Genomic DNA, 26,159 nt, shown 5'->3' on the forward strand with positions numbered 1-26,159 from the left:
GATGCCGATCTGGAGGCAGCCGGAGCTTGAGGCTCTCCTCGGCGGGGCACTCGATGCCGAGGGTCTCAACCAAGCAGCAATTGAGCGCCTCGTGCACGAAGCCGTACACGAGTCCGAGGTCCTGGACTTCAAGGCGGCACTGGAACCTCCGACGAAGGGACCTCGCTCCGGGTGGTTACCCGAGCAGGAGTTCGCCAAGGACGTCGCAGCCTTCGCGAATCACCGTGGCGGGCTGCTGCTCGTCGGCGTGGAAGATGTCGACGGAGTGGCGACGAACGCGCCGGGGTGGAGCCTGTCCTCGACGGCGGAGCAAGAGGAGCGCCGGCTGCGACAGGCCGCGGTGAACTACCTCTCGCCGGTGGCGAGCTTTGAGTGCGTCTGGGTCGAGCGCACGCCCAGTGACCACTTTCTGGGGGTCGTCGTTCCGCCAAGCCCTCGATCGCCTCACGCGGTCAACAGCCCCAGTGGGGAGGGACGCACCGCGCTCCGTTACCCAGTCCGCCACGGCTCGGACACCGTCTGGCTGAGCGAGCCTGAAGTGGCTGAGCGCTATCGCCAGCGGCTCGACGCACAGGCAGCTGAGGTCGCTCGCCTCGATGGTGCGATCGCAAACGGCGTGAGCGCCCTCATCCGAGCATCGGGCGTTTGGCTGTTCGTGGCAGTCGCTCCGGAGGCGCCGGTTCAGGGCCGGCTCGACAAGGCGACCGTCGAGAGAATCGATCAGTGGCAACGCACGAATAGAACCTCATCACCGCTGGGAAGAACGATCGCCGCCTATGGGCAGGGAATCGCGGCCCCCGGGCGAGTCGTGTTCACTGGGTCGCGGTTTTCTTCGACGGAGGATGAAACCGACGTTCGCGAGGCGCTCGTGGAGCTTTACGTCGATGGCGGGGCTTTCGCCGCAGTCCCGATCGGGTTGAGATCCACGGGCGAGGATGATGGGCGCCAAGTCGGAGAGATCACCCTCGTGGACGACGGCGTGCTTCTCATGGACCTTGTTCTTCGCTGGTGTGCCGCCGAGGCGGGCGCGTGGGGCACGGCTCGCGTCGTCATGGGGTTCATCGACGCCGACGACGAGGAAGGCGTTCTCGGCGAGCCGATCGAGCTAATCGAGAGCGACACCGGCACGGTTCGAAGGGTTCGGCCCAGCCGGACCCTCACCGGGCGTGTGCGCTCCGAAACCATCGCGGACCTGAGCGCAACGCTCACCATGCAGCAGCGGTTGACCGTTCTTCATCAGTCGCTTGCAGGGCTTCTCCATTGGTTCGGACTGCCCGAACCGGCGCAGGTCCTGTCGGATGGCACCCTGGTCCCTCGCCAGTTCACCATGTCCCGCTATCACGAGGTCGAGGCATGGGCCACGGCCAACGACGTGAACGCGGAGCGGCTACGGCGGGCTTGACCCCCCTGAGGACTGCGTGCGACAGCAGTCCACCCACCGCCGGCAGTTGAAGTCAGAGGTGTCGGTGAGGCCGTCGTCCAACAGCAGGTGACTTCGCAGCGAAGCAGGCCACGGTGCTGGTCGGCGATCATGCATTGGTGATCGATCTCGACGCCGCCACGGTGACAGCACTCCCCATTGACGAGCTGGGCCTCGCGGTCGTCGCAGACCTGGTCGCCGCGAACGAGTGGAACGAATACAACTACTTGAATAAGGCGTCCCAAGATCCTCGGTATGCGCATGACGACAGCGCTCTTCGTGCATTTGCTGAGGCACTCGGCTGGCTGCGTGCGCAAGGACTGATCGCTCGGACCCCGAAGCAGACCGCGGACGCCGCGATCTTCGTCACTCGTGCCGGCCACCGAGCAATAGCGGACGGTCTCGCCGCCGTCCGAGCGCGCCATCGCATGCAGACTGGGCTTCACCCGCTCGTGGAGCGGACCGCTCGACGCCAGTTCCTCCTTGGTGAGTACGAGCAGGCTGTCTTCGTTGCCATGAAGGCTGTCGAGATCAGGGTCCGTGACCTCGGCAACTTTGCCGACGACTTGGTCGGGGTCGACCTCATGAATCAGGCGTTCGGGCCGTCTGGCCGTCTGACCGACCCTGACGCCGTGAAGGGTGAGCGGGAGGGGACCCGCGCCATGTTCGCCGGGGCTTACGCCGTGCTCCGCAACCCGTCCGGACATCGGGAAGTTGACTACGACGATGTCGCCGAGGCGGCTGAAGCGGTCGTGGTCGCCAGCCTCCTCATGCGCGTGCTCGATCGGGTGGCAGCTCGCCTGGAATAGTCAGTAGCGCAACCAGCGGAGATCGAGGCGGCGAGGTTGTGCGCTTACGCCAGGGCCCACCCAGGCATCACTCGAGCATGGCGAGGTGGACTCCGAGCTGGTCGGCCTGCCAGGCAAGCCAGCCCGGCAGATGGCGCACATACAGGTCGTGCCACCAGCGAACTTCGTCGGCCGAAGTATCCGGCGCACCAACGATGAGCGCGGCGTGCGTCACCCGATCGTCGGAGGCGACGATCGCGACGGATCGATCATCGGCCCATTCAACGCGATCGGGGTGGGGGTACAGCGTTCTCGTCGTGAATACGAGTCCTGCAATCGCCGGGTGGGAGAGCTGGGCAGCGAACTCCCTCCTGAGCGACGCCAGCTGTTGGACCGGAGAAGCTTCGGCGAAGTCCCCGAGGTAGAAGGCAAATCCGCTGTGCAGTAGGTAGACCCAGGTCGCGTCGCCATCTGCAGCTTGATCGGCCTTCTTGTCGAGACGCCGCCGAAGGTCTCTCGCCTCGTCGTGCTCGACGATCGGTCCGCTGAGCTTCATCGGCGCATTCGACGTCGTCTGACCGATCGTGGCCGTCCAACCGTGTGGTCCGTCCAGGACGACCATTCGTCCGCCGAGCCCGGCACCCACGAGATCGGCTGCATCGGCGATGCGGGCCGAGAATGTCCACAGCTCGCCGTCAGTTGGATCCTCGTCTCCGTGCTCGAGCCAGATCTGGACACCGTGGGTGCGACGGAGCCTGGCGAGGACTGCCGCCGATGCCCGATCCTGTCGACTGCTCGTCTCTCGCGTCAGGCGGTCAAGGCCACGAGTGGTGACCTCGACCAGCATGGACCGTCCATCGCTGAAGTCGACCTTCAGGTCAGCACTGCGCCTTGCGCCGTTGGCAGGTCCGAACGACACGGATGCGCCGCGCTTCCGCCAGAGCGCAGCGAGCTCCAGTTGAACCAACGCATGGGACCACGAGGCCGGGTCTCTGATCTCCTTGGCAAGTACCTGATCCAGTCCCTCGACATCTTCGGCACCGACAGCAGACAACGCGAAGGCGAGGAAACTGCGCAGCGGGGTCGAGATGCGGCGTTCAGTCTGGAGACTGTCGACCAAGCTCACGGCAGCCCCTCGCCGCCACACATCGTCCAGCCAGCTCTCGCCGGTCAGCCGTCGGACACGGTCCAGCAGAGCCCGGTAGGCCTCCGCGTCCGCGCCGCACAGATCGGCGTCATCGACGCCCTCATGGAAGACGCCCCAGGTGAGACACGCCGAACCGTCACCGCTGCGGACACGGCTCGCGGCCTCCAGGGCCACCCCCAATCGGTGACTAGCTCCCACGGTTCACGGACTCCCTGCTCGCTGCCCCAGCGACAAGCGGGTGGGGCTCCGGCTCCGATCGGGCGGGCTACGCCGCGGCGCGAGCGGCGAGAGCGCGCGAGATCCAGGCGATGTGATTGTCGAGCGGCTTCACATCCAGGGGCAGCTCACCGGCCGCTTCGAGGGCGCCGTTGATCGTGGCGAGAGTCGACCGTTGCTTCTTGAGACGCTCGTAGACAGAGGTGGCTCGCATGCTCGGGGGCAGAGCGTTCACGGGCTGGGCCTCCTCCACTCGCGCCCGGAGGGAGTGCTCTCGGGCCTGGTCGAGGAGATGGTGGCCGCTGAACCGGTGGCAGGGCAGTCGACAGGCGCGGAGCTCTGCTGCGGCTCCGGGCACTGCGAGAAGTCGCTCGACCTCGCTGGCTTCGAGGGATCGTCCGATCTGTCCGAAGTACATGCGGGACCGCCGGCCCCCGCCGGTCTTACGGTCCTCATCCGGATCCGGCTTGGTGCGTCGCTTCGCCGAGGATTGGTCGAAGTTCTCGCCGATCGCCAGACCCGCATCAGCGGCGTCGACGCCGAGCGCTCGGAGCGCCGGCGTCACTGCACCAGCGTGACCGGCGATCACCTGGAACCCGAGCGAGGCGGCGTGCTGGTAGACGCTGGTCAGCGCTTCCAGCTTCGACGGGCCGACCTTCATCGGGCAGATCGGCGTCATCTGCAGGTAGATGCCGGAGATGAAGTGCGGGAGATCGTCCAGCAGCGCCGCGACCTGGTCGAGGCCTTGGGTGTGGCCACCGACGAAGAGCACGAACGGCTTCGGCGCGACAGAGAGTTCGCTCGCTGTCGCGAGGATGTGCTCGTACGCGGGCCGCAGGTCTTCGTCGGGCGACGCGGGCAACCAACCGGGAACGAAGTACGCGCCGGCGCCCAGCTCGGCCTGGGCTCGCATGCTTGCTTCGACGAAAGGTGCGGCCGCCGACTTGTTGACGGGTGACAGCGGCGAGGTCGGAGCCCAGCTGGCGTCGCGCAGCTTCCCGACGTCGAGGGCTGACTCGTAGCGATAGCGCCAGCCGTGTGTGTCGACGAGCAGATGCGTGCCGTGCTCGCGAAGCGTGCCGAGCAGCTCAGGCTTCTGCTCAGCCCAGGCACCGTCCACGATCGCCCACGGCAGGTCGAGGGAGGACGAGAACAAGTCGGTCGGCCCGACACAGCGGTCGACCGCCTTGTAGTTCTCCTCGCCGATGCGGGGGATGAAGCCATGACCGAAATCGGGATCCACTGGATTCTCCTTACTGGCGCCCGACGTATACTATGACGTAAGCGCGACATTCCGCTACATGTTCGGGCGACGAGGAGATCATGACGACACTCACCTCTCTGCTGGACCACCTCTACGAGGGCGACGTCGTCGACACTGCCGACCTAGCACGGGTGAGCGACAGCAATCCTCGAAGCGTGGCCAGGTGGAAGGCCGAGGCCGCAGCCCCTCGCCGAGAGGCGGAGGAGCGTCTGCTTGAGCTCCGGGCGGTCGTTGATCTCGCCCGGCGCGTCATGCGCGACGACGCAGCCCGCTTCTGGATGCGCTCGCCAAACCCAGACCTCGGCTACGAGAAGCCTCTCGACCTGGTCGCCGCCGGCCAGTACCAGCGAGTGGTCGACCTCCTGCTTGCCTTGGCGGAGGGCGTCACCATCTGAGATGCCGTCGCTCGACCCCCGGGCGCTCGGCCTGATCCCCGGAACTTCCCTCTCCGTCGTCGCCTACCGGAACCAGGCGAAGGGCTTCGACCCTCGCAGCGGCGACGGTGCGAGGCGGCTTGGTGGTCGCTTCAACCCGCCACACAGCTTCCCTGTCCTCTACCTCTGCCTGACCCGACCCTGCGTCGCGGCAGAACTGACCCGACAGGCCGAGCGCCAAGGACTTGGCGTCGAATCGCTCCTACCACGCGAGCTCTACGAAGTCAGCACCGACCTCGACAAGGTCTTGGACCTCACGGACGCCGCGACCTTGGGCTCGCTCGGCGTCGAGGAAGCCGACCTCGTGCGGGAGGACCACGGGTTCACTCAGGAGATCGGCGAGGCCGCCCACGAGCACGCCTTCCAAGCCATCCGATCACCGTCTGCCACTGGAGTCGACAACGTCTTGGCGATCTTCCCGGAGACGCTCGCCGGTGCTGTCCTCCACGTGAAACTCCTCGGCGAATGGAACAGGGCGGAGGACTTGGACGGTCTGTAGGACCGTGACCCAACGGACCCGCGCGGCCTCGATCCGCACCGCCTCAAACGCGAATCTCCGTGAGAACCGGGTTGAGAACCAAACCCGGGGAACAGCGGTCTATGGTGGATCTTGTCGGGCAACCGCTCGACGGCAAATCCCCAGGTCACCGGCAACATTCGGTACTCACGGTCACTCCCGGCCATCCCTGCTGATCGAACTACGGATCAGAAGGTTGGGGGTTCGAGTCCCTCCGAGCGCGCTGCATCAGTCCAGGTCGCCGATCTGGGACCGGTGCCGAAGGCCGTCAACCGTCGTCGAGTTCGACGTCGATCGTGTAGCGGGTGAGGAACCCCGTGACGGTCCTGCCGGAGGGTCCCGCCCGGATCGAGTACGTGTCGGTGCGGCCGTCGTCGCGGTAGCGGTAGGTGACGTCGTCGTCGAGCGTCCCGGGGGCCTGGGCGCCGCGTGGGTTCGACCACCCGCGGCGGGTCAATTCCGCCTCGTACCACTCGTAGACGTCGCTGCTCGACGTCGGCAGGTCGAGGTCGAAGGATCGGTCGAGTACGGCCGGCGAGGAGAGGTCGTCGCCATGGATGGACCTCCCTGACTCATCCTCCAGGAAACTCCGGTCCGTCTCGATGGCGCCGGGGAAGGTCAGATCGGCCTCGGGCCGGAGATCGTCCTCGCCGTAGCGGGGCCCCGGCGCACACGCCCCGATCACCAGGGTGGAGACCAAGGCGGCAGTCGTACGGCCCAGCCGGCCGCGCCAGCGGCCTGGGCTGCGGTCGTGACGCCGAGCCTGCCGCATAGCGCTGGCGGTCAGGAGCCGGGCCGCTCAGGCGCCGACCCGAGCGGTGGGCGTGAAGCGGACCGGGAGGTGCTTGATGCCGGCGACCAGGGGCGGGCCCAGGGGGACCAGGGGGACGGGGTCGCCGACGACCTCGAGGTCGGGCAGGCGGGTCAGCAGCTGGCGGAAGACCACCGAGACCTCGCGGCGGGCGAGGTGGGCGCCGAGGCAGAAGTGGGGGCCCGGGCCGCCGAAGCCGACGTGGGGGTTGGGGTCGCGGAGCACGTCGAAGCGCTCGGGGTCGTCGAACGCCCGGGGGTCGCGGTTGGCGGCGCCGTAGAGAAGAGGACGACCCGGTCGCCCTCGTGGAAATCGTGGCCGGACAGCTCGATGTCGGTGGTCGCGGTGCGTCGCATGTAGGTCACCGGCGAGGCCATGCGGACGATCTCCTCGACCGCCGTGGGGGTGACCGCGTCGAGGTCCTGCTGCCAGATCGCCCGCTGCTCGGGGTTCCGGCACAAAAGGTCGACGCCGTGGCTGATGGCGTTGCGGGTCGTGTCGTTGCCGGCCACGGCCAGCAGGATGAAGAACGGCGCCACCTCGTTCGGGGCCAGGAGCTCCTCGCCGAGGTCGTTGTGGACGAGGGCGGAGGTGAGGTCGTCCTGCGGGTTCGCCCGACGCTCCTCGGCGAGCTCGTTCATCAGCATGTTCAGGCGCATGCCGGCGTTCATGAGTGCCGCCATCGGGTCCTCGTCACCGATGAAGTCGGGGTCACCGCCGCCGAGGATCACGTTGGTGGCCTCGAGGACGGTGTCGAACTCGCTGCGGGGGATGCCCATCATGTCGCAGATCACCAGCAGCGGGAACGGCTGGGACAGGGCCTGGACCAGGTCGACCTCGCCCTGCTCGCACATGTCGTCGATGACCTCGGTGCAGATCGTCTCCACCGAGTCGAGCACGCCCTGGAGCTGCTTGGGGGTGAAGGACCGGGAGACGATGCCCCGCTGGCGGGCGTGGCGGGGGTCGTCCATGTTGATGAACGAGCCGAAGAAGTCGAGCGCCTCCACCGGGAGGTCGGGGATGGCGGTGGCGCCCTTGCCGGAGCAGAAGTCGAGCGGCCGGCGGCTCATCTCGACGACGTCGGCGTACCGGGTCGACGCGTAGAACGACTCGGTCTGCATGGTCATCGGGTTGTCGTAGCTGACGTGCAGGAACGGCCCCTCCTCCCGCAGGTCGGCGAACCGGGCCATCCGGTCGTCCAGCGGGAGCTGCCAGAAGTCGGGGTCGAGCAGCGGGTGGAGGGGGGCGACGTCGGTCATCGACCCAAGCATGCCTCTCCGCCGAGGGCCACGCCCCTGCGGCGCCGGCCGTCCGTGGATGTCAGCCGTCGAGCTCGGTGAGGCCGTGGCGGATGGCGACCAGCTCGTCGACGACCGATTCGAGGGTCGACTCGACGGCGGCGACGTCGTTCAGCTGGTGGGGTCGGACGGAGAGCTCGATCACGCGTGCGGCGGCCTCGCCGAGCCGCGCCCGCAACACCAGGAGCCCGTCATAGGTCGACGCGACCTGGCCCTCGAGGCGCGACGCCGTGTCGAGCTGGGCCTGGAGCGCCTGGGTGGTCTGGACCCGCGACGGACTGGGGGCGAGGGCCTCGACCTGGCGCAGCTCATGGTCGATGTCGGCGGTGTCGATGCGCAGGCGCGCGTGGGTGAGGCGCTGCCCGTCCTGGGCGAGCTGCCAGCACTCGCGGATGCCGGTCTCGACGTGGCCGGCGAGCAGCTGGAGCCGGTCGCGCATGGGCCCCGGCGGGGCGACCGCGACCGACGCCACGATCTCGCGTTGCGACTCGAGGGCGTCCGCCACGAAGGTTCGCCACGGCTCCTCGAGCGGCGGCGGGGTGTTGGTGACGTACGCAGGAGGCGGTGGGGCAGGTGCGGTCATCGGCCCGTCGGGCCGAGGCGGTGGAAAGCGGGGCGCCATCGGCTCGGGTTGCGAGGCGAGGAAGTCGAGCCAGTGGCGGTTGGCGAGCAGCGCGTGGACGCAGCCGCCCACCCACACCCCGAGGATGTAGATCATCCCCGCCACTCCGCGCCACCCCGAGGTGTCCGCGGTTCCGTCGGCGGCCTCCGGGGTGGAGTTCACGATCGCCAGGTAGATGATCGTCGCCACGCCGTAGCCCGCGGCCGCGGCCAGCCAGGACCGCCGCCTCGACCGGATGCCGATGTAGAGGAACGACGCCCAGGTCAGCAGGCCGCAGCACGCGATCGTCGGGAGGAGCCACATCGAGTTGCGCTCTCGCCATGGCTTCTCCCGGAGGAGCCGCTCGCCGCCTTGCACCATCTCAGCCCCTCCGGCCGCTCCGCCGTCCTGGTCGAACCCTACTGACCCGCCGTGGCGCGACCACCGGGGGTCCAGGTGCCGGCTGGACGGTCCGCCTCGCGGCGGAACCGTCGTGGCCGTCGCGCGTGCGGCGTCCGTTGGTACGTCGACGGTGTGACCGCGGACCACCCGAGCCGCACAGCGCCGGCCGGGCACTGCTGCTCGAGCGCCGAACGCCTGGCGAGGTGGTGGAGGCCAGACTGCGCCACCATGGCGTGCGCCTACCTGCTGGCGCCCCTCCCCGCGGGAAAGATGTTGCGTCGAGCGCAGGCCAGCCAGGATCTCTACGGTTTGGGCCGCCGGCGATCCCGAGCCGCACTGGAAGGAGCCGAGTCATGAGCCTCGACCTGCCCGCCGCCCACGCCCGCGCCGTCGAGAACACGCAGCGCATCGTCGACGCCATCGGGCCCGACCAGCTCCATCAGCCGACACCGTGCGGGGACTGGGACGTGGCCGAGCTGCTCCAGCACGTGATCGCCGGGAACTGGTGGGTGGTGCCGCTGGTCGGTGGCCAGACCATCGAGGAGGTGGGCGACCGCTACGACGGCGACGTGGTCGGCGCCGACCCCGCGGCCTCCTACCAGTCGTCCGGTGAGGCGGCCGTCGCCGCGTTCAACGCCCCGGGGGCCATGGACGCGCCGTGTGCGGTCTCCTACGGGCCGGTGCCGGGCAGCGTCTACTGCGGCCACCGCTTCATCGACGTGCTGGTGCACGGATGGGACCTCGCCGTCGGCACCGGCGGTGACACCGCGCTGCCCGACGACCTGGTCGAGGCGTGCATCGAGGTGGTGCTCCCGCAGCTCGACATGCTGGCCGGCAGCGCCATGTTCGGCGGGGCCCACGACCCCGGCGCCGACGTGGCGCCCCAGACCCGGTTGCTCACCCTCCTCGGCCGCGAAGGGTGAACCAGGGGCGGTGACGATGGCCGCCCCGGCCACATTGGTGGAGGCGAGCGGACCGCTCGGTCAGGGGCTGACCGCGGACCAGGAGGCGCCGGCGTCGTCCGAGCGCACGGTGTGGGTCGTGCCCTGGACCGCCACCACCTCGGCGCCGTCGGCCGAGACCGCGAAGAGCTCCTGGTCGGTCGTCGTGTCGCGGGTGGTCCACGTCGTGGCGTCGGTCGAGGTGACGACGGCGCCGCCACCGCCGACCGCGACGTAGCCGGTGTCGGTCACCGCGATCGACCGCAGGGTGTCGAGGAAGCCGAGGGCACCGGCGTCCTCCTCGGTCCAGGTCACGCCGTCGGGCGAGGTGGCAACCCGCCCGCCGATGCCCACGGCGACGTAGCCGTTCTCGCCGGCGGTCACGCCCCGCAGGGTGCCCCGGCTGGGCAGGGGGCCGACCTCGTCCCAGGTCTCGCCGTCGGGCGAGTGGAGGATGACGCCGTCCACGCCGACGGCCACGTAGCCCGCCTCGCCCAGGGTCACCGAGAACAGCGTGGTCGTGTTCTGCGACGTGACCTTCGACCAGGTGGCGCCCTGGTCCGTGGACGTCAGGATCGTGCCCCCGGCACCCACCACGACGATGCGCTCGTCGTCGCCGGCCGCCGACCACAGCTCGGCGCCGACGCCGGTCGAGGCCCGCTCGTAGGTGGCGCCGTCGGCGGAGGTGAGGATGCTCCCGTCACCGCCGGTGACGACCCACGTCCCGGCGACCTCGTTGACGCCGCGCAGCTCATGGCGACCGACCTCCTGGTGCAGCACCTCCCAGCTCCCGTCGACCAGCTCGGCCACCACGCCGCCGCTGCCGGCCGCGACCGTCGTCCCGTCGGCCAGGTGGACTCCGTAGAAGAGGGGGCTGGTGGACGCCTGGCCGGTCCACTCCTCGGTGTCCGCGGAGCGAAGGAGCGTGCCGCCGGCGCCGCCGACGACCCACACGCCGTCGCCGTAGGCGGGGCGCCAGAGCTCGACGCCGACCTCGTCGATGTCGCGCGCCTGCCAGCTCGCGCCCCCGTCGGTCGACCGGAGCACGGTGCCGTCGGCCCCGCTGGCGAGCAGCCCGTCCGGATCAGCGGTGACGCCCCGCAGGGTCTGGGTCGTGCCCGTCGTGCGAGTCGTCCAGGAGGTGCCATCGGACGAGGTCACGAGCCCGCCCCCGCCGCCGGACACGATCCACGTACCGTCGTCGGCCGTGGTGACGTCCCACCACCAGGTGCCCGGGACCGGCGCGGCGGTCGTCCAGGTGTCCCCTCGGTCCGACGAGGTGGCGATCGTGCCGTCGTCGGCGACAGCGGCCAGCTCGTATCCCGAGCCCCCTGAGCCGCCCGAGCCCTGGCCCGGGCGGGCATCGACGGCGAAGAGGTCCGCGGTCAGGCCGGCGTCGACCGTGGCCCACGTCTCCCCGCCGTCGGTCGAGCGTCGGACCGTCCCGCCCGCCCCGGTCGCGATCCACTCGCCGTCGACCGGGGTGGCCGTGACCCCGAGCAGCGGCGCGTCTGAAGTCGACTCCTGGGCCTGCCACGCGGCGCCGTCGTCGCTGGTGAGCACGGTCCCGCCCATGCCCACCACCACGCCGTGTCCCGCGGTGTCGAAGTCGATCGCCCGGAGGGTCTCTCCTGTGCCGGTGTCGATGAGCTCCCAGTCCTCGCCGTCGCTCGAGCCGGCGACCACCCCGGAGTTGCCCACGGCGACGAAGCCTTCACCGCTGTAGCCGACGTCCCAGATCAGGTTCGCGCCGGCGACCCCACCGCCCCCGCTGGGGAGCGTCTCCGGGGAAGTCGAGGCGTCGGTCGTGGACGACGTGGAGTCGGCGTCGCCGCCGTCGCTGCCGCACCCGACGGCGGCGACGACCAGGACGAGGGTGAGCGCGGCGACGATGGCACGGAAGGGCTTCACGACCCCATTGTTGACGCGCACGGCACTCGGACGGGTCGTGGGGACCGTCCGCCGTTCAGGCGGGCCGGTACCGGAGGGCGACGGCGCCCGACGAGAGCTCCCGGCGGTCCACCAACCTCAGCTCGAGGTGCTCGTGGAGGCCGTCGAGCAGGCGCGGCCCGTGACCCGCCAGGAAGGGCTGGACGAGGAACTCGTACTCGTCGATCAGGCCGAGGTCGGCCAGGGCGCGGGGGAGCGTGACCCCGCCGACGTGCAGGCCGTTGCCGGGCTGCTCCTTCAGCGCACGGACCGCGTCGCCCAGGTCGCCCTGCACGAGCTCGGCGTTCCAGTCGACCTGGTCCAGGGTGCTCGAGACGACGTACTTCTCGGCGCCGTCGATGGCCTCGGCGAAGGGCAGCAGCCCGTCATCGATCCAGTCGGGCCACGTGCCGCTCGCCGGCCGCCGCCACGCCTCCTCCATCATCTGGTAGGTCACCCGACCGAGGATCAGGGCGTCGGCTTGTGCCATCTGGTCGGCCCAGTACGCGTGTGACTCGGCGTCGGGGACGGGACCCGCCTCGTGCGAGCAGCAGCCGTCGAGGGTGACGTTGATGGCGTACTTGAGCGGTCGCATGAAGGCTCTCCTGATCGGACGGGGGGCGGGTCGTTGCCGCGCGCGGACGTTACCGAGACGTGCGTTAACGGGACGTGCGTTGTTCGAGACTCGCCCCGGCGCCCGTTCTCATCGGTGCCGGTCGAGGCCCGGCCCCTCCGAAGGTCAGACGACCTCGCCGGGAAGCGCTGCGGCCTGCTCGAACCACGAGCGCAGAAGCGCCTCGTCGAGCGGGTCGTCCTCGTGGATGTCGAGGTAGCGGACCTCGGGGTGCTTGGCCGCCTTGGGGGGCTCGGGGTCGAGCGACGTGCCCCGGAAGAACTGCACCTGCACGTACTTCGTGTAGCAGCGGAACGCGGTGAACCAGCCCTCGCCCTCGAAGCCGAAGAAGGGCTGGTTCCACTTCACTGCCTTGTGCACGTCCGGGACGGCCTCCGCGATCAGCGCGTCGAGGCGCTCGCCGACGCCGCGCTTCCAGTCGGGCATGGCGGCGATGTAGGCCTGGACCGGGCCGTCTCCCTCGCCCTTGGGGATCTGGGGGTTTCCCCCGGACAACAGGACGGGCTCGTCGCCGTCGCCGGTGCTCATCGGGCGTCGTCGGCGGCGAGCAGCGCCTCGAGGGCGTCGAGCTGGGCCTTGTAGCCCCACTTCATGCCGAACGCGGCCATCTTGGCCTTCGGGCCGATCTCGGTGATGGCGACGTCGAGGGTGACCACCGTCGTGGCGCCGCCGTCGTCGGAGCGCAGGGCGAGGTCGTTGGTGTGGACGATGGTGCTCCCGGCCTCCTCGCCCTGGGTCCACGAGCGGGCGTCGTAGCGCAGCGCCTGCCCGTCCTCGATGTGGGTGAAGATGCCGTCCATGGGCCAGCGGGTGCCGGCGTACTTGCCCATCGCCTCGCCGGCCACGGTGACCACGAAGATCCGCCCGCCCACCCGCAGGTCGACCTCGCACTCCGCCACCTCGGTCTTCTCCGGGCCCCACCATTGGCGCAGCCGATCGGGCTCGGTCCAGGCCCGCCACACCGCGTCGGGTGGGGCGGCGTAGGTCCGCTCGAAGTGCAGGTCCTTCTTCTTGCGCAGCAGTGAGCTGATCACGATGGGCCCTCCTCGGGCGCGATGGTCTCCAGGTAGTCGCCCAGGGAGTCGAGCCGCACCTCCCAGAGGCGCTCGAACGAGTCGACCCATCGGGTGATCCGCTCGAAGGGCTCGGCGTGCAGGTGGTAGATGCGCTGGCGGGCGCGCGGCTCGACCTCGACGAACCCGGCCTCGGACAGCACCTTCAGGTGCTTCGAGACCTGGGGCTGGCGGAGGTCGAGTGCCTCGGCGATCTCGCCCACCGGGTAGGGGCGAGTCCGCAACAACTCGACGATGTCGAGCCGGCTCGGCTCGCTCAGGGCTCGGAACAGTGTCGCCTGCACGATCGTGGACGGTAGAGGCCGCTCATATTCTTGTCAAGGAATATGTGACGTCGGATCGGGCACCAAGGGGCTGCACGCCGGGCCGGGAGATCCAACGGCCGGGGTCGTCGTAGAAGATGGCCAGGTACCCGGCGTAGACGAGCAGGCCGAGGGCGACCGACGGTTGGAAGCGCACCCCCTCCCACGGCGTGGGGGTGGTGTGGTCGTCCACCGTGCTGTCCGCGCTGGTCATCAGTGACTCCCGGTTTCGTACGGTCCGGTCCGACTCCGCCGCGGGCCGGTAGGTTCGGCGCCGCCATGCCCCGCCTGCGTCCCTACGTCCCCGACGACGCCGCCGGCGCCCTGGCTCTGAACCAGGCGAACGTACCGGAGGTGGGGTCGGCGGACGCCGAGCGGTGGGCGTGGCTGCTCGAGCTGGCCGACCACGCCGAGGTGGTGGAGGACGACGGTGAGGTGGTGGCGTTCCTCGTCGCCTTCGCCGAAGGCTCGATCTACGACAGCCCCAACTACCGCTGGTACGGCGCCCGCCACGAGCGCTTCGCCTACGTCGACCGGGTGGCGGTGGCCGAGGCCCACCGTGGCACCGGGATCGCCCACCAGCTCTACGAGTCGTTCGAGGCGTGGGGCCGGGGCCGGGGCGCAGGCGTGCTGTGCGCGGAGGTCAACACCGTGCCGCCGAACCCTCGCTCACTGCGGTTCCACGAGCGCCTCGGCTTCCGTCCGGTCGCGGAGCTCGAGCCCTGGGCCGACGAGCCCGGCCACCTCGTGGCCATGGTGGAAAGACCGGTGGCGCAGCGGAACGGCCGCACCGATCGCGGCTCGAGGGTCGTGCTCGCCCCGTCCGAGCAGGTGTACGCCGCGCTGACCGACCCCGAGGCGCTCGTGGCGTGGCTGCCTCCGTCCGGGATGCACGGTCGGTTCGAGCACGTCGACCTGCGCGCCGGGGGCTCGTACCGGCTCGTGCTCAGCTACGACGACCCGGACGACGCGAGCGGGGCCAAGGCGGCCGACGGCACCGACGTCGTCGAGGCCCGGATCCTCGAGGTCGACGCCGGTCGGCGGATCGTCCAGGCCGTCGACTTCGAGTCGGACGACCCTGCCTTCGCCGGCACCATGACCATGGCCTGGATGCTCGCCCCGGTGGCCGACGGCACACGCGTCGAGATCGTGGCCGACGACGTCCCCGTCGGTATCTCCGCCGAGGACCACGCCGCAGGCATCCACTCGTCCCTCGTGAACCTGGCGACCCACGTCGAGTAGCAGACCCCCGCCGCCGAGCTGATCGGGGGCGGGTCGGACCTGTCCGGCGCCTACGATCGAGGCGACCATGAACGACGCCGGCGGCCATACTGCGGCGGTGGTGCCGTCAGCGAGACACCTGGTGCGGGCCAAGGACCTCGCCGATGCCCGCTACTCCGAGCCGCTGACTGTTGCCGACCTGGCCCGGGCGGCGCGCCTCTCGCCGGCGCACTTCAGCCGCGAGTTCCGCCGTACGTTCGGCGAAAGTCCTCACCAGTACCTGCTGACCCGGCGCCTGGAGCGGGCCGCGGCGCTGCTGCGCAACACCGATCGCCCGGTCATCGAGATCTGCTTCGCGGTGGGCCTGCGCAGCCTCGGCTCGTTCACCACCAGCTTCCAGCGGGTGTATGGCCGACCCCCGGGCGCGTACCGGAGCAGCTTTCCGCCGGCAGCACGCCTGATACGCATCCCGGGCTGCGTGGCTCGTGGCTACGGCCGCCCGCAGAACCGCACGTTTCGAGAAGTCGGGCCGGCCGCGCACTCGTAGCGTCGCCTCCGAACCGACAACGGAGGAGACGCCATGATCAGGATCGCCAACGCCGAATTCCGGGTGCACGACCAGGACGAGGCCCTCGACTTCTACACCCGAACCCTCGGTTGGGAGGTGCGTTCCGACGTCACCATGGACGAGTGGAGCTTCCGGTGGCTCGTCGTCGGCCCGCCGGGGCAGGACGAGGTCGGCCTCGTGTTGATGGCCATCCCGGGTCCGCCGATGCTCGACGAGGAGACCGGCCGAGCGGTAGCCGAACTGGTCGCCGCCGGAGCGGTGGGCACGCTGTTCCTCGAGACCGACGACTGCCAGGCGGCGTACGACGACCTGAAGGCTCGAGGGGTCGAGTTCACCAACCCGCCGACCGTGCAGCCCTACGGGATCGACACGGGTTTCCGCGACCCGTCCGGCAACAACATCCGCCTGACCCAGGTGATGGACTTCGATCCGGCCCGGCGCTGAGCCGGCATCGGAGGGCAGCTCGAGCCGGTGGCGTCGCCGACCACACCCTTGCTCCACACCGGATCGAGCTTTCGTCCCGACGGGGCGGCGCGAACTCGCCGTGGTTGCCGGGTCAACCGACGCCGTCGAGGTGGGCGCCGCGGCCGTCGCGGTCGAACACCATCAGCAGCTCGGCGGGGCCGTCCACCGCGGTGATGGCGTGGGGGACCATCGTGGAGAACTCGGCGGCCTCGCCGGCGTCGACCTCGATGCGGCGGTCGCCGAGCAGCAGGAGCGCCCGACCTTCGAGGACGAAGAGCCAATCCTGGCCGGGGTGCACCCGCTGCTCCGGCGGCACGGCGGTGGGCTCGAGTCGGACCTTGACCGCGGCCAGGGGGCTGGCGGGCCGGGACAGGTTCCACACCGTGCCGCCGTGCCCGTCGGCCGGCTGGGGCCGGATGACCACGTCGTCGACCGTCGAGGTGTCGAGCAGATCGTCGAGGTCGGCCCCGAGGGCGCGGGCCAGGGGGACGAGCACGTCGAGGCCGATGGTGCGGTTGCCGGTCTCGATGCGGGAGACGGTGGAGGCGCTGAGGTGGCTGCGGCGGGCCACCTCGTCGAGCGACCACCCCGCGCTCGTCCGGAGCGCCCGCAACCGGGTGCGCACCAGCGCCTCCACGTCGGCGGGTTCGTCGGCGGCGGTGGCACGGTCGGCAGGGCGGTCGGCGGGTGGCACGGGGCCAGTGTGCCGTTGTCTTGCGAATACTGCAAGGAGTGATGCTGAATCAGGGCAGCGCCATACCGTGAAGGCATGACCGACGACGACCACGACAACGACAACGACCACCACCACGACGAGGACAGGCCGCAGGACCCTGATCGCTTCAGCGCGGCCCAGCAGGCCGTCGAGTGGGACCGGCGGTACGGCGAGCACGGCGACATCCGGTGGAGCGGCCGGCCCAACGGGCGCCTCGTCGCCGAGGTGGCCGGGCTGGCGCCCGGCCGCGCCCTCGACGTCGGCTGCGGCGAGGGGGCCGACGCGATCTGGTTGGCGGCCCGCGGATGGACGGTGACCGCCGTCGACGTGTCCGAGGTCGCGCTCGAGCGGGCCCGGGCCGCGGCCGACGAAGCGGGCGTCGTCGTCGAGTGGATCGGCGGCGACGCGCTCACCACGCCGCTCCCGACCGGCACCTTCGACCTGGTGTCGATCCAGTACCCCGCCCTGCCCAAGGCCACCGGCGAGGCCGCGGTGCGGGCCCTGCTCGACACGGTGCGGCCAGGGGGCGTGCTGCTCGCCGTCTACCACGACATCGACGCCGAGCATCTGGCCCTCATGCCCGCCAAGGGCTTCGACCCCGCCGATTACGTGGGTGCGGCGGATCTCCGGGCGTTGCTCGGCGACGCCACCGACTTCACCATCGAACTCGACGAGATCGCCCCCCGCCCCGATCCGCCGTCCGGCAACCCCCACGTGGCCGACGAGGTCCTCCGCGCCCGCCGGCGCTGATCCGGCGCGGCCCGCCCCGGCCACCGTCTGTCCGGCCCGGCGGGCGCCCCGGGAAGGTCTGGCCCTTGACCGCCCTGCCGGTCGGCGCCGCGACCTGCCCGAGATCCTCCGCCCCTGGGGGGCACGGCTGTCGTAGGGTCGGTGCCATGGTGGACGAGGCGGACGACTCGTCGGGGGACGCCTCCGCGGCGCTGGCCCGACCCATCTCCTTCGAGGCCCGCTACGGCGCCGGCCACGAGCGGGCCCTGGTGCTGGGCGGCGGCGGGCTGTGGTTCGTGGCGTGGCAGGTGGCCTACCTGCACGCCCTCACCGAGCGGGGCATCCCCGTGGCGAAGGCCAGCCGGGTGATCGGGACGTCGGCAGGGTCGCTCGTGGCCTCGATCGTCAGCGCCGGCCACCTGCGCCGCATCGCCGCCGAGGTGGAGTTCCTGGCCAAGGTGCCCCGTCTGGTGGGCGCGCTCGCGGGGGAGGGCGAGCTCCACCCCAGCCAGGAGCGTGCCCTCGAGCTGTTCGGCAACGCCACCGACGCGGCACCGGCCACCATCACCGCCATCGGCCACGCCGCGCTGGCGGCGCAGGCTCCACCCCCCGACCGGTCCCGCCGCTCGATGCGCGCCGTGCTCGGGATGCGACGGTGGCCCGCGGCGCTGCACACCACCGCGGTCGACGCCTACACCGGTGAGCGCCTCGTGGTCACCCAGGCCTCGGGGCTCTCGGTGGCCCGGGCGGCCACGGCCAGCAGTTCGGTGCCGGGGATCTTCTCGCCCCAACCGCTGCACGATCGCCGGGCCATGGACGGCGGGGTGAGCGGCACCGGCATCCACGCCGACCTGGCCGCCGGGGCCGGCCGGGCGTTGGTGATCTCGTTGGCCGCCCACGCGCCCGACGACCAAGCGGGCATGACCAACCCGGCCGGCGGTCAGCGTCGCGAGATCGCCGCGCTCGAAGCCACCGGCACGCAGGTGCTGCTGCGGGGCCCGGCCAGCGTGGACTCCGACGTGCTCATGGACCCTGCGCAGGTGGCGGCCGCTCGGGCCGACGGCGCCGCGCAGGCCGCCGAGGACGCCGAGGCCATCGCCGCCGCCTGGGCCTGAACAGGCGGCGCCGGGCGGCGGCCCGTGCCACGATGCCTCGATGAGCGATCTCGCCGCGCTCTGGCGGTACGTCGCCGACACTTCCTGTCGTGGGTACTCCCCGCTGTACGACCGGATCTGTCGGACGGTGGCTGAGCGCGAGGAGGTCCTGGACCTGGTGTCCGAGGCGCCGCCGCGGGGCCACAATCCGCTGCTGCTGCTCGCCGCGGTCCACTACCTGTTGTTGGATGGCCTCGACCACCCGCTGGCGGCGGTCTACGCCGCCGGCGACGAGCCCGAGGCCGGGGCCGGCACCGGGACCGACGCGGATCCCGGCGCCCTCTTCGTCGACGTGTGCCTCCAGCACCGCGACCAGATCCTCGGACTGCTCGCCACCGAGCGGGTGAACACGAACGAGGTGGGACGGTCGGCGGTCATCGGCCCGGCGCTCACCCTGGTGTCGCAGCGGCTCGGCGTGCCCCTCGGCCACGTCGACGTCGGCTGCAGCGCCGGCCTCAACCTCCTGGGCGACCGCTACCGCATGGACTACGGGTCGAGGGGAGTGACGGGCCCCGCCGACGCCGCGGTCGAGCTGCACTGCGAGGTGCTGGCCGGGCGGCCACCGATCGCCGAGGCTCGACCGGCCATCGCCGCACGGTTCGGCCTCGACCTCGCTCCCACCGACGTCCACGACCCCCACCAATTCCGGTGGCAGCTGGCATGCGTGTGGCCCGACACGGGCCGCCTCGCCCGCACCCGGCGGGCGTTGGAGGAGGCCCGACGTCACCCGCTCACCCTGGTGCCGGGTGACGCGGTCGAACAGGTGGGTCAGGTGATCGCCGAGCTCCCGGACGACGCCGTCGCCGTGGTCACGACCACCTGGGTCGTGGGCTACTTCTCGCTGGAGCAGCGGGCGGGATTCCAGGAAGCGCTGGCAATCGCCTCGATCGCCGGCTCGCGGCCGGTGGCCTGGATCAGTGCGGAGTCCCAGGGTGTGGTCGCGGCCATCCCGAGCGATGGCCCGCCGAGCGACGACCTCGGCGTCGAGTGCAGCGTGCTGGGGCTGGTCACCTACGACGACGGCCTCGTCGTCCCCGAGTTGCTGGGCTACACCCACCCGCACGGCCAGACGCTCGACTGGCGGGCGACCGGGTAGGAGGACCGCACCACCGGCGCGGGGCAGCGCGGCGCCGGCGGTCGACGACCGCGGGTCGTCGGTGATCGGTCGGACCGTGGCCACCGACACCGAGGGCAGGACGCGGTCATCCGGGAACGGGGGTGGCTCCGGAGACCCACCGTGCCCCACGACGACCACGACGCCGCACCGGCTGGTCACCGCCGCCTCCGGTGCGCGGCCAGCGGCCTGCTGGCCGCCGCGGTCGGGCTGGGCGCGGCGGAGCTGACCACCGGGCTCGTCCGCTCGTGGCGCTCGCCGGTCGAGGTCGTGGCCGAAGTGGTCATCGACAAGGCGCCTTCGTCGGTGACCAGGTTCGGCATCGAGGTCTTCGGGAAGAACGACAAGCTCGCCCTGATCATCGGCATCCTCGCCGCTCTGACCGTGATCAGCCTGGTGGTCGGCCTGCTCAGCTGCCGGCGCCCCTTCGCCGGGGTGGTCGCGTTCGCCGGCTTCGCCCTCGTGGGCGCCACCGCCGCCCTCCAGGTGGCCGGCGCTCCGCTCGTCGCGGTGGTGCCCTCGCTCGTGGCCGGCGCCGTCGGCCTCGTGACCCTGCGCTTCCTCCAGGGTCGTGCCGTACTGCCGGGCCGGGCCGCCACGACGTCGACGGTCCCGGCCGCCGCCGGCGGCGCGGCCACCGCGGCGGCGCAGGCCGACCCGGACCCCGCCGACCCAGGCGCCGCCCCTTCGAGCGCTCCCGTGGCAGGGGAGAAGCCGGTGCACCCCGACGGTCCCGAGCCCGACCCGTCCCTCGGCGTCGGCGGTGCGCGCATCGCCGCCGGCGCCGGGGTCGGCCTGGACCGCCGCCGCTTCCTGCTCGTGTCCGCCGGCCTGGTGGCCTTCGCCGGGTTCGCGGCCGCCGGGGGCCGGGCGCTGCGCGAGCGCTTCAGTGCCGTCCAGTCCCGGCGGGAGCTGGTGCTGCCGGCCGCCGCCGAGCCGCTCGCCCCCCTCGCCGCCCGTCACGGGGTCGACGTCGAGGGCATGACCCCCTTTCGCACCTCGAACGCCGACTTCTACCGCATCGACACCGCCCTGACCGTGCCGCAGGTGCCGGTCGAGGGCTGGACCCTCGCCGTGAAGGGAATGGTCGACGACGAGCTCACCCTCACCTTCGACGAGCTCTGCGCCCTCGGCCTCGTCGAGGCCGACGTGACCATGACCTGCGTCTCCAACCGGGTCGGCGGCGATCTCGTGGGCAACGCCCGGTGGCTGGGCGTCCCCGTGCAGCGGCTGCTCGACGAGGTCGGCGGCGACCCCGCCGCCGACCAGCTCGTGGGCCGCTCGGTCGACGGGTACACCTGCGGGTTCCCCGTGAGCGCCGTCGGCGACGGGCGCACCTGCCTGGTGGCCGTGGGCATGAACGGGGAGCCCCTGCCCCTCGAGCACGGGTTCCCCGCCCGACTCATCACCGCCGGCCTCTACGGCTACGTCTCCGCCACCAAGTGGCTCAGCGAGATCGAGCTGACCACCTTCGACGACTTCGAGGCCTACTGGGTGCCCCGGGGCTACGCCCAGGAGGCCCCCATCAAGACCCAGTGCCGCATCGACGTGCCCCGCACCGGGACCGCCGTGCCCACCGGCGAGCAGTACATCGCCGGCGTGGCCTGGGCCCAGACCCGCGGCATCGCCAAGGTCGAGGTCCGGGTGGACGACGGGCCCTGGCGGGAGGCCGAGCTGGCGCCCGAGCTGACCGCCGAGACGTGGCGGCAGTGGCGCCTGCGCTGGAACCCCCGACCGGGCTCGGCCCGCATCACCTGCCGAGCCACCGACGCCGACGGCGCCCTGATGCCGGAGGAGCGCAGCGAGCCCCTCCCCGATGGCGCCACCGGCTGGCAATCGAAGCTCGTGATCGTCCAGGCCGCATGACCCCCCGCCGCCGGACGACCCCCCTCTCGCCCCACGGGCGAGTTCCCACAGCAGCACCCCCAACACCAAGCAGCACCCCCAAGGCACCACCCGCAGCACCAACCAACCCCCAACACCCATCAACCCTCAACACGAAGGTGAAACCAATGTTCCGCACCAACCTGCTCCGCTTCCTGGGGCTCTTCCTGGCGCTCGGTCTCGTGACCGCCGCTTGCAGCAGCGACGACAACGGCGACTCGGCGTCGTCGGGCGACACCACGGAGACGACCGCCGCCGCCGGCTCGGACGAGAGCTCCGACGACACCATGGCGACCGACGACTCGGCCACCGAGGCCGCCGACTCCGCTGCCATCTGTGACACCGACGGCCTCGTCGAGGCCGTCGAGTCCGGCCCGGACGAGGGCACCCTCGCCGGCATGACCGACGATCCGGTCGGCACCGCCGCCTCGAGCAACCCCGTCCTGACCACGTTGGTCTCCGCGGTCACCGCCGCCGAGCTGGTCGACACCCTGAACAGCGCCGAGGCCCTCACGGTCTTCGCCCCGACCGACTGCGCCTTCGCCGAGTTCGACGAGGCCACCCTCCAGGCGGCGATGGACGACCCGACCGGGCTGCTCACCACGGTGCTCGGCTTCCACGTCATCCCCGAGCGCCTCACCTCCGAGGACCTCGAGGGCATGACCGAGCTGACCACCTTCACCGGTGAGACGCTGCCCATCGAGGTGGATGGCGACACCATCTCCCTCAACGACGGCGCCGCCACCGTGCAGGTGCCCGACATCGAGACCGCCAACGCCAGCGTGTTCCTCATCGACTCGGTGATGGTCCCGCCCAGCGTCGGCTGATCGACCCTCCCCCTTGGGGTGCTGCGGCGCCGGGCCCTCGGCCCGGCGCCGCAGCGCGTCCCCGGCCGGGTCAGCGGGTGCCGTCGCCGGACGGGACCGTCGGAACGGGAGGCGTGGTGGGTTCGGGCGCCCCCGCCGGGTCGGGCGGGGTGGGCCGTTCCCGGGCCCGCTCCTCGCCGGGCGACACGTGGTCGATCTCGATGTTGCCGACGGCGAGGTGGGCGTCGACGGTGAAGACGTCGAGACCCGTCGGCCCCTCGTCGAACTGGCGGCCCCCGTCCTCGTCGCCGCCGACCTGGGCCACCTCGTCCACCGTCACCGCACCGAGGTGGACGCCGGCGTGGATGGCCACCCGCATGCCTTGGGGGACGCGCAGCACGATGGCGCCGGCGGCCTGGTGGATCTCCATGGTGTGGCCGCGGCCGGCGCCGGCGGGCAGCTCGGTGAGGTCCACCGTGGTGCGGCCGAAGGCGAGGCGGACCTCGTCGGGCAGAGCGTCCTCCGAGCGGGGGACCAGCAACTGGTCGCCGGTGCCGTCGGACAGGCTGGCCGCGCTCGTGCCGAAGGTGGCGATGATCGACAGGCCGACGAGCACCCACAGGACGTTGAGCCAGGGGGTCCGCCGGAACAGGCCGCCGACCACGAGGGACACGAGGCCCACGGCGACCAGCGCCCAGCCGTAGGTGGAGATCGGGATGCCGCGGGTGGCGTCGAGCGCGATGAGCACCCCGAGGGTCACCACCAGGGCGCCGAACGAACCCCAGCGGGCGGGCGCCATCCGGGCGCGGCGTTCCTGGCGGGCGGCGCGCTGGGACTCGCGGGCGGCGGTGCGAGCGGTCATGACCCGGGCCTGGGCCTCCCAGCGGCGGACGTCGGGAGGCTCGGGCGGCGGGCCGAAGGCCTGGGTGGGGTCGGCGACCGAGTACCCGGTGGGGTACCCCGGCCCGCCTACCGCCGCGGGTGCGGGCGCGGTCTGCGACGCCGGCTGGGGCGCAGTCGGGTCCTGGTGGGGTGCGATCGGGGCGAAGGGCTGGGTCGGGTCGGTCGGGCCGAGTGGGCGGGTTGGCGCCGTCGGGCCCGCAGGCGCGTTCGGGTCGGTGGGGCCGGTCGAGGCCGGGGCCCGCTTCGACAGGGCGATGGCGATGATCACCACGGCGATGGCGATGGGCCCGAGCCCGAACGGGGACCAGTCCGGCAGCACGAAGATCCAGAACAGGACGCTGAGGGTGCCGAGGAGGATCCAGAGGGCCACGCCGCGGTGGCGCAGGTCCTCGACGAGGCGGTCCACCGGCGGGTCGACGGCGCCCTCCTCCGGGAGCAGCGCCCAGCCGAGCGCGTAGGCGAGCACGCCGATGCCTCCGAAGAAGGCGGTGACCGCGAAGAGGATGCGCAACAGGACGGGGTCCACGCCGAAGTGGTGGCCGAGCCCGCCGGCCACGCCGACGAGCACCCGGTCGTCGGCACTGCGGCGCAGCGGGCGCGTGCCCGACGGGTCGACGGGCGCCCCGTCCCCGGGTCCGCCGTCGGCGCGGTCACCGTCGCCGTCGTCGGGGGGCTGCGGGAGGGTGGGGTCGTCGGTGATGGTGCTCACGGTTCGAGCATGGACGACCCCGGCGGCGTTGCCCATCGGGCAGGACCCTGATTCGACCCTGAGATGCCCCGGGGTGATTTCCGGGGCCGCCCCGGAGGCGCTGCGGGGGCCGAGGGGCGATCATGGGGGGATGCCGGCCCCCGTCGAGCCCCCTGGCGTGGGCCCGCCCGTCGTGGACCCGCCTCCGGGGGGCGACCCCCTTCACGTCGGTGGGCCGGCGGACTCGGCCGCGTCCGGGCCGCCCCCACGACTGGAGCGGCGGGGTCGGGGTCGGTTGGTGGGCGGGGTCGCCGGCGGCATCGCCGACCACCTCGGCATCTCGGCGGTCGCGGTGCGTCTCGCCTTCATCGCCGCAGCCTTCGGCGGGGGGCTGGGCGTCGTGCTCTACGCCGTGTTCTGGATCGTGCTTCCCGCCGCGCCCCGCTCGGACGGTCGCCGGGGCATGTCCGCGTTCGAGTACGTCGTCGCCGTCACCGCCGGCCTCGTCGTCCTCGCCACCTCCACGTGGGTGTCGCCCCTCGGCGACCTGTTCATCCCGGCCGCCATCGGCTGCGTCGGCGCTGCCCTGCTGTGGCGCCAGGCCGGTGCGGGACAGCGCGAGCGGTGGCGTGAGCTGTCGCGCACGTCGCTGACCGCGTCGGCCGACGATCGCTGGGGGCTGGCCCGGGTCGTGGTGGGCGTCGCCCTCGTGGTGGTCGGCTGTGCCGCGGCCCTGGCCGGCGCCGACGTCGCCGCGCTCCGCGACGGGCTGCTGGCCGTGGTCATCACCCTCGTCGGGGTGGGGCTGATCACCGGCCCGTGGTGGGTCCGGATGGTGACCGAGCTCGGCGACGAGCGGCGCGAGCGGATCCGGTCGCAGGAGCGGGCCAACCTCGCCGCGCAGCTCCACGACTCGGTGCTCCAGACCCTCGCCCTCATCCAGCGCAACGCCGACTCGCCCCGGGAGGTCACCCGACTCGCCCGCAGCCAGGAGCGCGAGCTGCGGGCCCTGCTCTATCCCGCCGAGGGCGGCCCCGCCGGGAGCGGCTCGACCGCGGCGCCGGGTGCGGCCGGGCGCCTGGGCGACGCCCTCCGCGCCGCCGCCGCGGAGGTGGAGGACGCGTACGCCGTCACCGTCGACGTGGTGGTCGTCGGCGACCTCGACCTCGACGAGCGGTTCCAGGCCCTGATGGCCGCGGCGCGCGAGGCCATGGCCAACGCCGCCCGCCACGCCGGCGTCGACACGCTGTCGGTCTACGCCGAGGTCGAGCCCACCTCGGTGGTCGCCTACGTGCGCGACCGGGGCTGCGGGTTCGACCTCGACGCCGTCGCGCCGGACCGCCAAGGCGTACGGGGTTCGATCGTCGACCGCATGGAGCGACACGGTGGTGAGGCGACCGTCGAGTCCTCGACGGGCGCGGGCACCGAGGTGACCGTCAGGATGCCCCGATGACCATCCGCGTGTTCCTCGTCGACGACCACGCCATGTTCCGAGCCGGCGTGCGGGCGGGCCTCGGCGACGGGGTCGAGGTGGTGGGGGAGGCCGGCACCGTGCCCGAGGCCGTGACCGGTATCGGGGCCACCGAGCCCGACGTGGTGCTGCTCGACGTGCACCTCCCCGCCGGGGGTGGACCAGCGGTGATCGCCGGCGTCCGCGCCGCCGCCGCGTCGTCGGCATCGGGGTCGGCGAACGAGGAGCACCCCCGGTTCCTCGCGCTGTCGGTGTCCGACGCGCCCGAGGACGTCGTCACCGTCATCCGCGCCGGCGCCCGCGGCTACGTCACCAAGGCCATCTCGGCGGCGGAGCTCACGGCCGCCATCGAGCGGGTGGCCGAGGGCGACGTGGTCTTCAGCCCGCTGCTCGCCGGCTTCGTGATCGACGCGTTCCGGGCCACGCCGACGGTGGCGCCCACCGACCCCGAGCTCGACCTGCTCACCCCGCGTGAGCTCGAGGTCATGCGCCTGCTGGCCCGCGGCTACGCCTACAAGGAGATCGCCGCCGAGCTCTACATCGGCACCAAGACCGTCGAGACCCACGCCTCGAACGTCCTGCGCAAGCTCCAGCTCTCCAACCGCCACCAGCTCACCCGGTGGGCCGCCGAGCGCCGCATGCTCTGACCGCGGCCGGGAGCGCC

27 protein-coding genes and 1 pseudogene are annotated in these 26,159 nt (G+C 71.8%); 15 read left to right on the plus strand and 13 right to left on the minus strand.

All coding sequences use genetic code 11. The features are described from left to right. Position 1: 1 nt before the first annotated feature. Together JNK12_16510 and JNK12_16515 are read left to right on the plus strand one after the other, a co-directional pair. Positions 2-1,402, plus strand: a complete 1,401-nt coding sequence (locus JNK12_16510) for an ATP-binding protein (GenBank protein ID MBL8777546.1) — start codon at positions 2-4, stop codon at positions 1,400-1,402. A gap of 113 nt (positions 1,403-1,515) precedes the next feature. Next, positions 1,516-2,229: a TIGR02391 family protein gene (locus tag JNK12_16515; GenBank protein MBL8777547.1), complete on the plus strand. Its 714-nt coding sequence runs from the start codon at positions 1,516-1,518 to the stop codon at positions 2,227-2,229. A gap of 67 nt (positions 2,230-2,296) precedes the next feature. Here the strand turns inward: JNK12_16515 and JNK12_16520 are convergent, their stop codons facing one another. Then, on the minus strand, positions 2,297-3,529 hold the full coding sequence (locus JNK12_16520; GenBank protein ID MBL8777548.1) for a hypothetical protein: 1,233 nt from the start codon (positions 3,527-3,529) through the stop codon (positions 2,297-2,299). A 91-nt stretch (positions 3,530-3,620) separates the two neighbouring features. Continuing rightward, entirely contained in the window at positions 3,621-4,814 is a 1,194-nt protein-coding gene (locus JNK12_16525) for a hypothetical protein (protein ID MBL8777549.1), read from the minus strand. A gap of 80 nt (positions 4,815-4,894) precedes the next feature. Between JNK12_16525 and JNK12_16530 the strand changes: the two genes are divergently transcribed. Both JNK12_16530 and JNK12_16535 read left to right on the plus strand, forming a co-directional pair. Further along, positions 4,895-5,230 (plus strand): DUF2384 domain-containing protein, encoded by a 336-nt coding sequence (locus JNK12_16530; GenBank protein ID MBL8777550.1) that lies wholly within the window; start codon positions 4,895-4,897, stop codon positions 5,228-5,230. Position 5,231: 1 nt separating this feature from the next. After that, a complete protein-coding gene (locus JNK12_16535; protein ID MBL8777551.1) occupies positions 5,232-5,768 on the plus strand; it encodes an RES family NAD+ phosphorylase in 537 nt (178 codons plus the stop codon). A 286-nt stretch (positions 5,769-6,054) separates the two neighbouring features. Here JNK12_16535 and JNK12_16540 read toward each other — a convergent pair whose 3' ends face one another. The 3 genes and pseudogenes from JNK12_16540 to JNK12_16550 all read right to left on the minus strand — a co-directional run bounded on the left by JNK12_16540 (position 6,055) and on the right by JNK12_16550 (position 8,877). Continuing rightward, complete coding sequence (locus JNK12_16540; GenBank protein MBL8777552.1) at positions 6,055-6,486, minus strand: hypothetical protein; 432 nt, start codon at positions 6,484-6,486, stop codon at positions 6,055-6,057. Between the two features lie 99 nt (positions 6,487-6,585). After that, positions 6,586-7,856, minus strand: a pseudogene (locus JNK12_16545) (cytochrome P450). A gap of 61 nt (positions 7,857-7,917) precedes the next feature. Continuing rightward, on the minus strand, positions 7,918-8,877 hold the full coding sequence (locus JNK12_16550) for a hypothetical protein (GenBank protein ID MBL8777553.1): 960 nt from the start codon (positions 8,875-8,877) through the stop codon (positions 7,918-7,920). A 374-nt stretch (positions 8,878-9,251) separates the two neighbouring features. Between JNK12_16550 and JNK12_16555 the strand changes: the two genes are divergently transcribed. Further along, positions 9,252-9,821 carry a TIGR03086 family protein gene (locus JNK12_16555; protein ID MBL8777554.1) on the plus strand — a complete coding sequence of 190 codons (570 nt, stop codon included), beginning with the start codon at positions 9,252-9,254 and terminating at the stop codon, positions 9,819-9,821. A gap of 60 nt (positions 9,822-9,881) precedes the next feature. Here JNK12_16555 and JNK12_16560 read toward each other — a convergent pair whose 3' ends face one another. From JNK12_16560 to JNK12_16585, 6 genes are all read right to left on the minus strand, one after another. Beyond that, complete coding sequence (locus JNK12_16560) at positions 9,882-11,750, minus strand: hypothetical protein (GenBank protein ID MBL8777555.1); 1,869 nt, start codon at positions 11,748-11,750, stop codon at positions 9,882-9,884. 55 nt (positions 11,751-11,805) lie between these two features. Next, on the minus strand, positions 11,806-12,363 hold the full coding sequence (locus JNK12_16565) for a dihydrofolate reductase family protein (protein ID MBL8777556.1): 558 nt from the start codon (positions 12,361-12,363) through the stop codon (positions 11,806-11,808). Between the two features lie 144 nt (positions 12,364-12,507). Then, positions 12,508-12,930, minus strand: coding sequence for a DUF1801 domain-containing protein (locus tag JNK12_16570; GenBank protein ID MBL8777557.1), 423 nt, complete (start codon positions 12,928-12,930; stop codon positions 12,508-12,510). After that, entirely contained in the window at positions 12,927-13,436 is a 510-nt protein-coding gene (locus JNK12_16575) for an SRPBCC domain-containing protein (protein MBL8777558.1), read from the minus strand. Before JNK12_16575 ends, JNK12_16570 begins: the two co-directional genes overlap by 4 nt. Next, entirely contained in the window at positions 13,433-13,759 is a 327-nt protein-coding gene (locus JNK12_16580) for a winged helix-turn-helix transcriptional regulator (GenBank protein MBL8777559.1), read from the minus strand. Before JNK12_16580 ends, JNK12_16575 begins: the two co-directional genes overlap by 4 nt. A gap of 22 nt (positions 13,760-13,781) precedes the next feature. Continuing rightward, positions 13,782-13,991 carry a hypothetical protein gene (locus JNK12_16585; protein ID MBL8777560.1) on the minus strand — a complete coding sequence of 70 codons (210 nt, stop codon included), beginning with the start codon at positions 13,989-13,991 and terminating at the stop codon, positions 13,782-13,784. Positions 13,992-14,056: 65 nt separating this feature from the next. Between JNK12_16585 and JNK12_16590 the strand changes: the two genes are divergently transcribed. The 3 genes from JNK12_16590 (at position 14,057) to JNK12_16600 (ending at position 16,010) form a co-directional block, all read left to right on the plus strand. Next, complete coding sequence (locus JNK12_16590; protein MBL8777561.1) at positions 14,057-15,019, plus strand: GNAT family N-acetyltransferase; 963 nt, start codon at positions 14,057-14,059, stop codon at positions 15,017-15,019. A gap of 67 nt (positions 15,020-15,086) precedes the next feature. Continuing rightward, positions 15,087-15,545, plus strand: coding sequence for a helix-turn-helix transcriptional regulator (locus JNK12_16595; protein MBL8777562.1), 459 nt, complete (start codon positions 15,087-15,089; stop codon positions 15,543-15,545). Between the two features lie 33 nt (positions 15,546-15,578). Further along, positions 15,579-16,010 (plus strand): VOC family protein, encoded by a 432-nt coding sequence (locus tag JNK12_16600; GenBank protein ID MBL8777563.1) that lies wholly within the window; start codon positions 15,579-15,581, stop codon positions 16,008-16,010. 112 nt (positions 16,011-16,122) lie between these two features. Here JNK12_16600 and JNK12_16605 read toward each other — a convergent pair whose 3' ends face one another. Further along, a complete protein-coding gene (locus JNK12_16605) occupies positions 16,123-16,725 on the minus strand; it encodes a helix-turn-helix transcriptional regulator (protein MBL8777564.1) in 603 nt (200 codons plus the stop codon). 75 nt (positions 16,726-16,800) lie between these two features. On the opposite strand from JNK12_16605, the gene JNK12_16610 reads away from it, so the two are divergent. The 5 genes from JNK12_16610 to JNK12_16630 all read left to right on the plus strand — a co-directional run bounded on the left by JNK12_16610 (position 16,801) and on the right by JNK12_16630 (position 22,454). Beyond that, positions 16,801-17,496, plus strand: a complete 696-nt coding sequence (locus tag JNK12_16610; GenBank protein ID MBL8777565.1) for a class I SAM-dependent methyltransferase — start codon at positions 16,801-16,803, stop codon at positions 17,494-17,496. A 146-nt stretch (positions 17,497-17,642) separates the two neighbouring features. Next, a complete protein-coding gene (locus tag JNK12_16615) occupies positions 17,643-18,590 on the plus strand; it encodes a patatin-like phospholipase family protein (GenBank protein MBL8777566.1) in 948 nt (315 codons plus the stop codon). 40 nt (positions 18,591-18,630) lie between these two features. Next, positions 18,631-19,725 carry a DUF2332 domain-containing protein gene (locus JNK12_16620; GenBank protein ID MBL8777567.1) on the plus strand — a complete coding sequence of 365 codons (1,095 nt, stop codon included), beginning with the start codon at positions 18,631-18,633 and terminating at the stop codon, positions 19,723-19,725. Positions 19,726-19,866: 141 nt separating this feature from the next. Further along, positions 19,867-21,609 (plus strand): molybdopterin-dependent oxidoreductase, encoded by a 1,743-nt coding sequence (locus tag JNK12_16625; GenBank protein ID MBL8777568.1) that lies wholly within the window; start codon positions 19,867-19,869, stop codon positions 21,607-21,609. A gap of 146 nt (positions 21,610-21,755) precedes the next feature. After that, a complete protein-coding gene (locus tag JNK12_16630; GenBank protein ID MBL8777569.1) occupies positions 21,756-22,454 on the plus strand; it encodes a fasciclin domain-containing protein in 699 nt (232 codons plus the stop codon). Between the two features lie 70 nt (positions 22,455-22,524). Here the strand turns inward: JNK12_16630 and JNK12_16635 are convergent, their stop codons facing one another. Then, the gene (locus JNK12_16635; protein ID MBL8777570.1) at positions 22,525-24,045 is read right to left on the minus strand and encodes a PspC domain-containing protein; all 1,521 of its coding nucleotides are present in this window, start codon (positions 24,043-24,045) and stop codon (positions 22,525-22,527) included. Between the two features lie 277 nt (positions 24,046-24,322). On the opposite strand from JNK12_16635, the gene JNK12_16640 reads away from it, so the two are divergent. Both JNK12_16640 and JNK12_16645 read left to right on the plus strand, forming a co-directional pair. Further along, entirely contained in the window at positions 24,323-25,477 is a 1,155-nt protein-coding gene (locus JNK12_16640) for a PspC domain-containing protein (protein MBL8777571.1), read from the plus strand. After that, positions 25,474-26,142, plus strand: a complete 669-nt coding sequence (locus JNK12_16645; GenBank protein ID MBL8777572.1) for a response regulator transcription factor — start codon at positions 25,474-25,476, stop codon at positions 26,140-26,142. Before JNK12_16640 ends, JNK12_16645 begins: the two co-directional genes overlap by 4 nt. Positions 26,143-26,159: the final 17 nt, after the last annotated feature.

The organism is Acidimicrobiales bacterium (assembly GCA_016794585.1).
Taxonomy (GTDB): domain Bacteria; phylum Actinomycetota; class Acidimicrobiia; order Acidimicrobiales; family DATDAH01; genus JAEUJM01.

Coding starts and splice junctions, on each gene's coding strand:
- JNK12_16510 (MBL8777546.1), top strand. CDS start 2: ATGCCGATCTGGAGGCAGCCGGAGCTTGAGGCTCTCCTCGGCGGGGCA.
- JNK12_16530 (MBL8777550.1), top strand. CDS start 4,895: ATGACGACACTCACCTCTCTGCTGGACCACCTCTACGAGGGCGACGTC.
- JNK12_16535 (MBL8777551.1), top strand. CDS start 5,232: ATGCCGTCGCTCGACCCCCGGGCGCTCGGCCTGATCCCCGGAACTTCC.
- JNK12_16550 (MBL8777553.1), bottom strand. CDS start 8,877: ATGGTGCAAGGCGGCGAGCGGCTCCTCCGGGAGAAGCCATGGCGAGAG.
- JNK12_16555 (MBL8777554.1), top strand. CDS start 9,252: ATGAGCCTCGACCTGCCCGCCGCCCACGCCCGCGCCGTCGAGAACACG.
- JNK12_16565 (MBL8777556.1), bottom strand. CDS start 12,363: ATGCGACCGCTCAAGTACGCCATCAACGTCACCCTCGACGGCTGCTGC.
- JNK12_16570 (MBL8777557.1), bottom strand. CDS start 12,930: ATGAGCACCGGCGACGGCGACGAGCCCGTCCTGTTGTCCGGGGGAAAC.
- JNK12_16585 (MBL8777560.1), bottom strand. CDS start 13,991: ATGACCAGCGCGGACAGCACGGTGGACGACCACACCACCCCCACGCCG.
- JNK12_16590 (MBL8777561.1), top strand. CDS start 14,057: ATGCCCCGCCTGCGTCCCTACGTCCCCGACGACGCCGCCGGCGCCCTG.
- JNK12_16595 (MBL8777562.1), top strand. CDS start 15,087: ATGAACGACGCCGGCGGCCATACTGCGGCGGTGGTGCCGTCAGCGAGA.
- JNK12_16600 (MBL8777563.1), top strand. CDS start 15,579: ATGATCAGGATCGCCAACGCCGAATTCCGGGTGCACGACCAGGACGAG.
- JNK12_16610 (MBL8777565.1), top strand. CDS start 16,801: ATGACCGACGACGACCACGACAACGACAACGACCACCACCACGACGAG.
- JNK12_16615 (MBL8777566.1), top strand. CDS start 17,643: ATGGTGGACGAGGCGGACGACTCGTCGGGGGACGCCTCCGCGGCGCTG.
- JNK12_16620 (MBL8777567.1), top strand. CDS start 18,631: ATGAGCGATCTCGCCGCGCTCTGGCGGTACGTCGCCGACACTTCCTGT.
- JNK12_16630 (MBL8777569.1), top strand. CDS start 21,756: ATGTTCCGCACCAACCTGCTCCGCTTCCTGGGGCTCTTCCTGGCGCTC.
- JNK12_16645 (MBL8777572.1), top strand. CDS start 25,474: ATGACCATCCGCGTGTTCCTCGTCGACGACCACGCCATGTTCCGAGCC.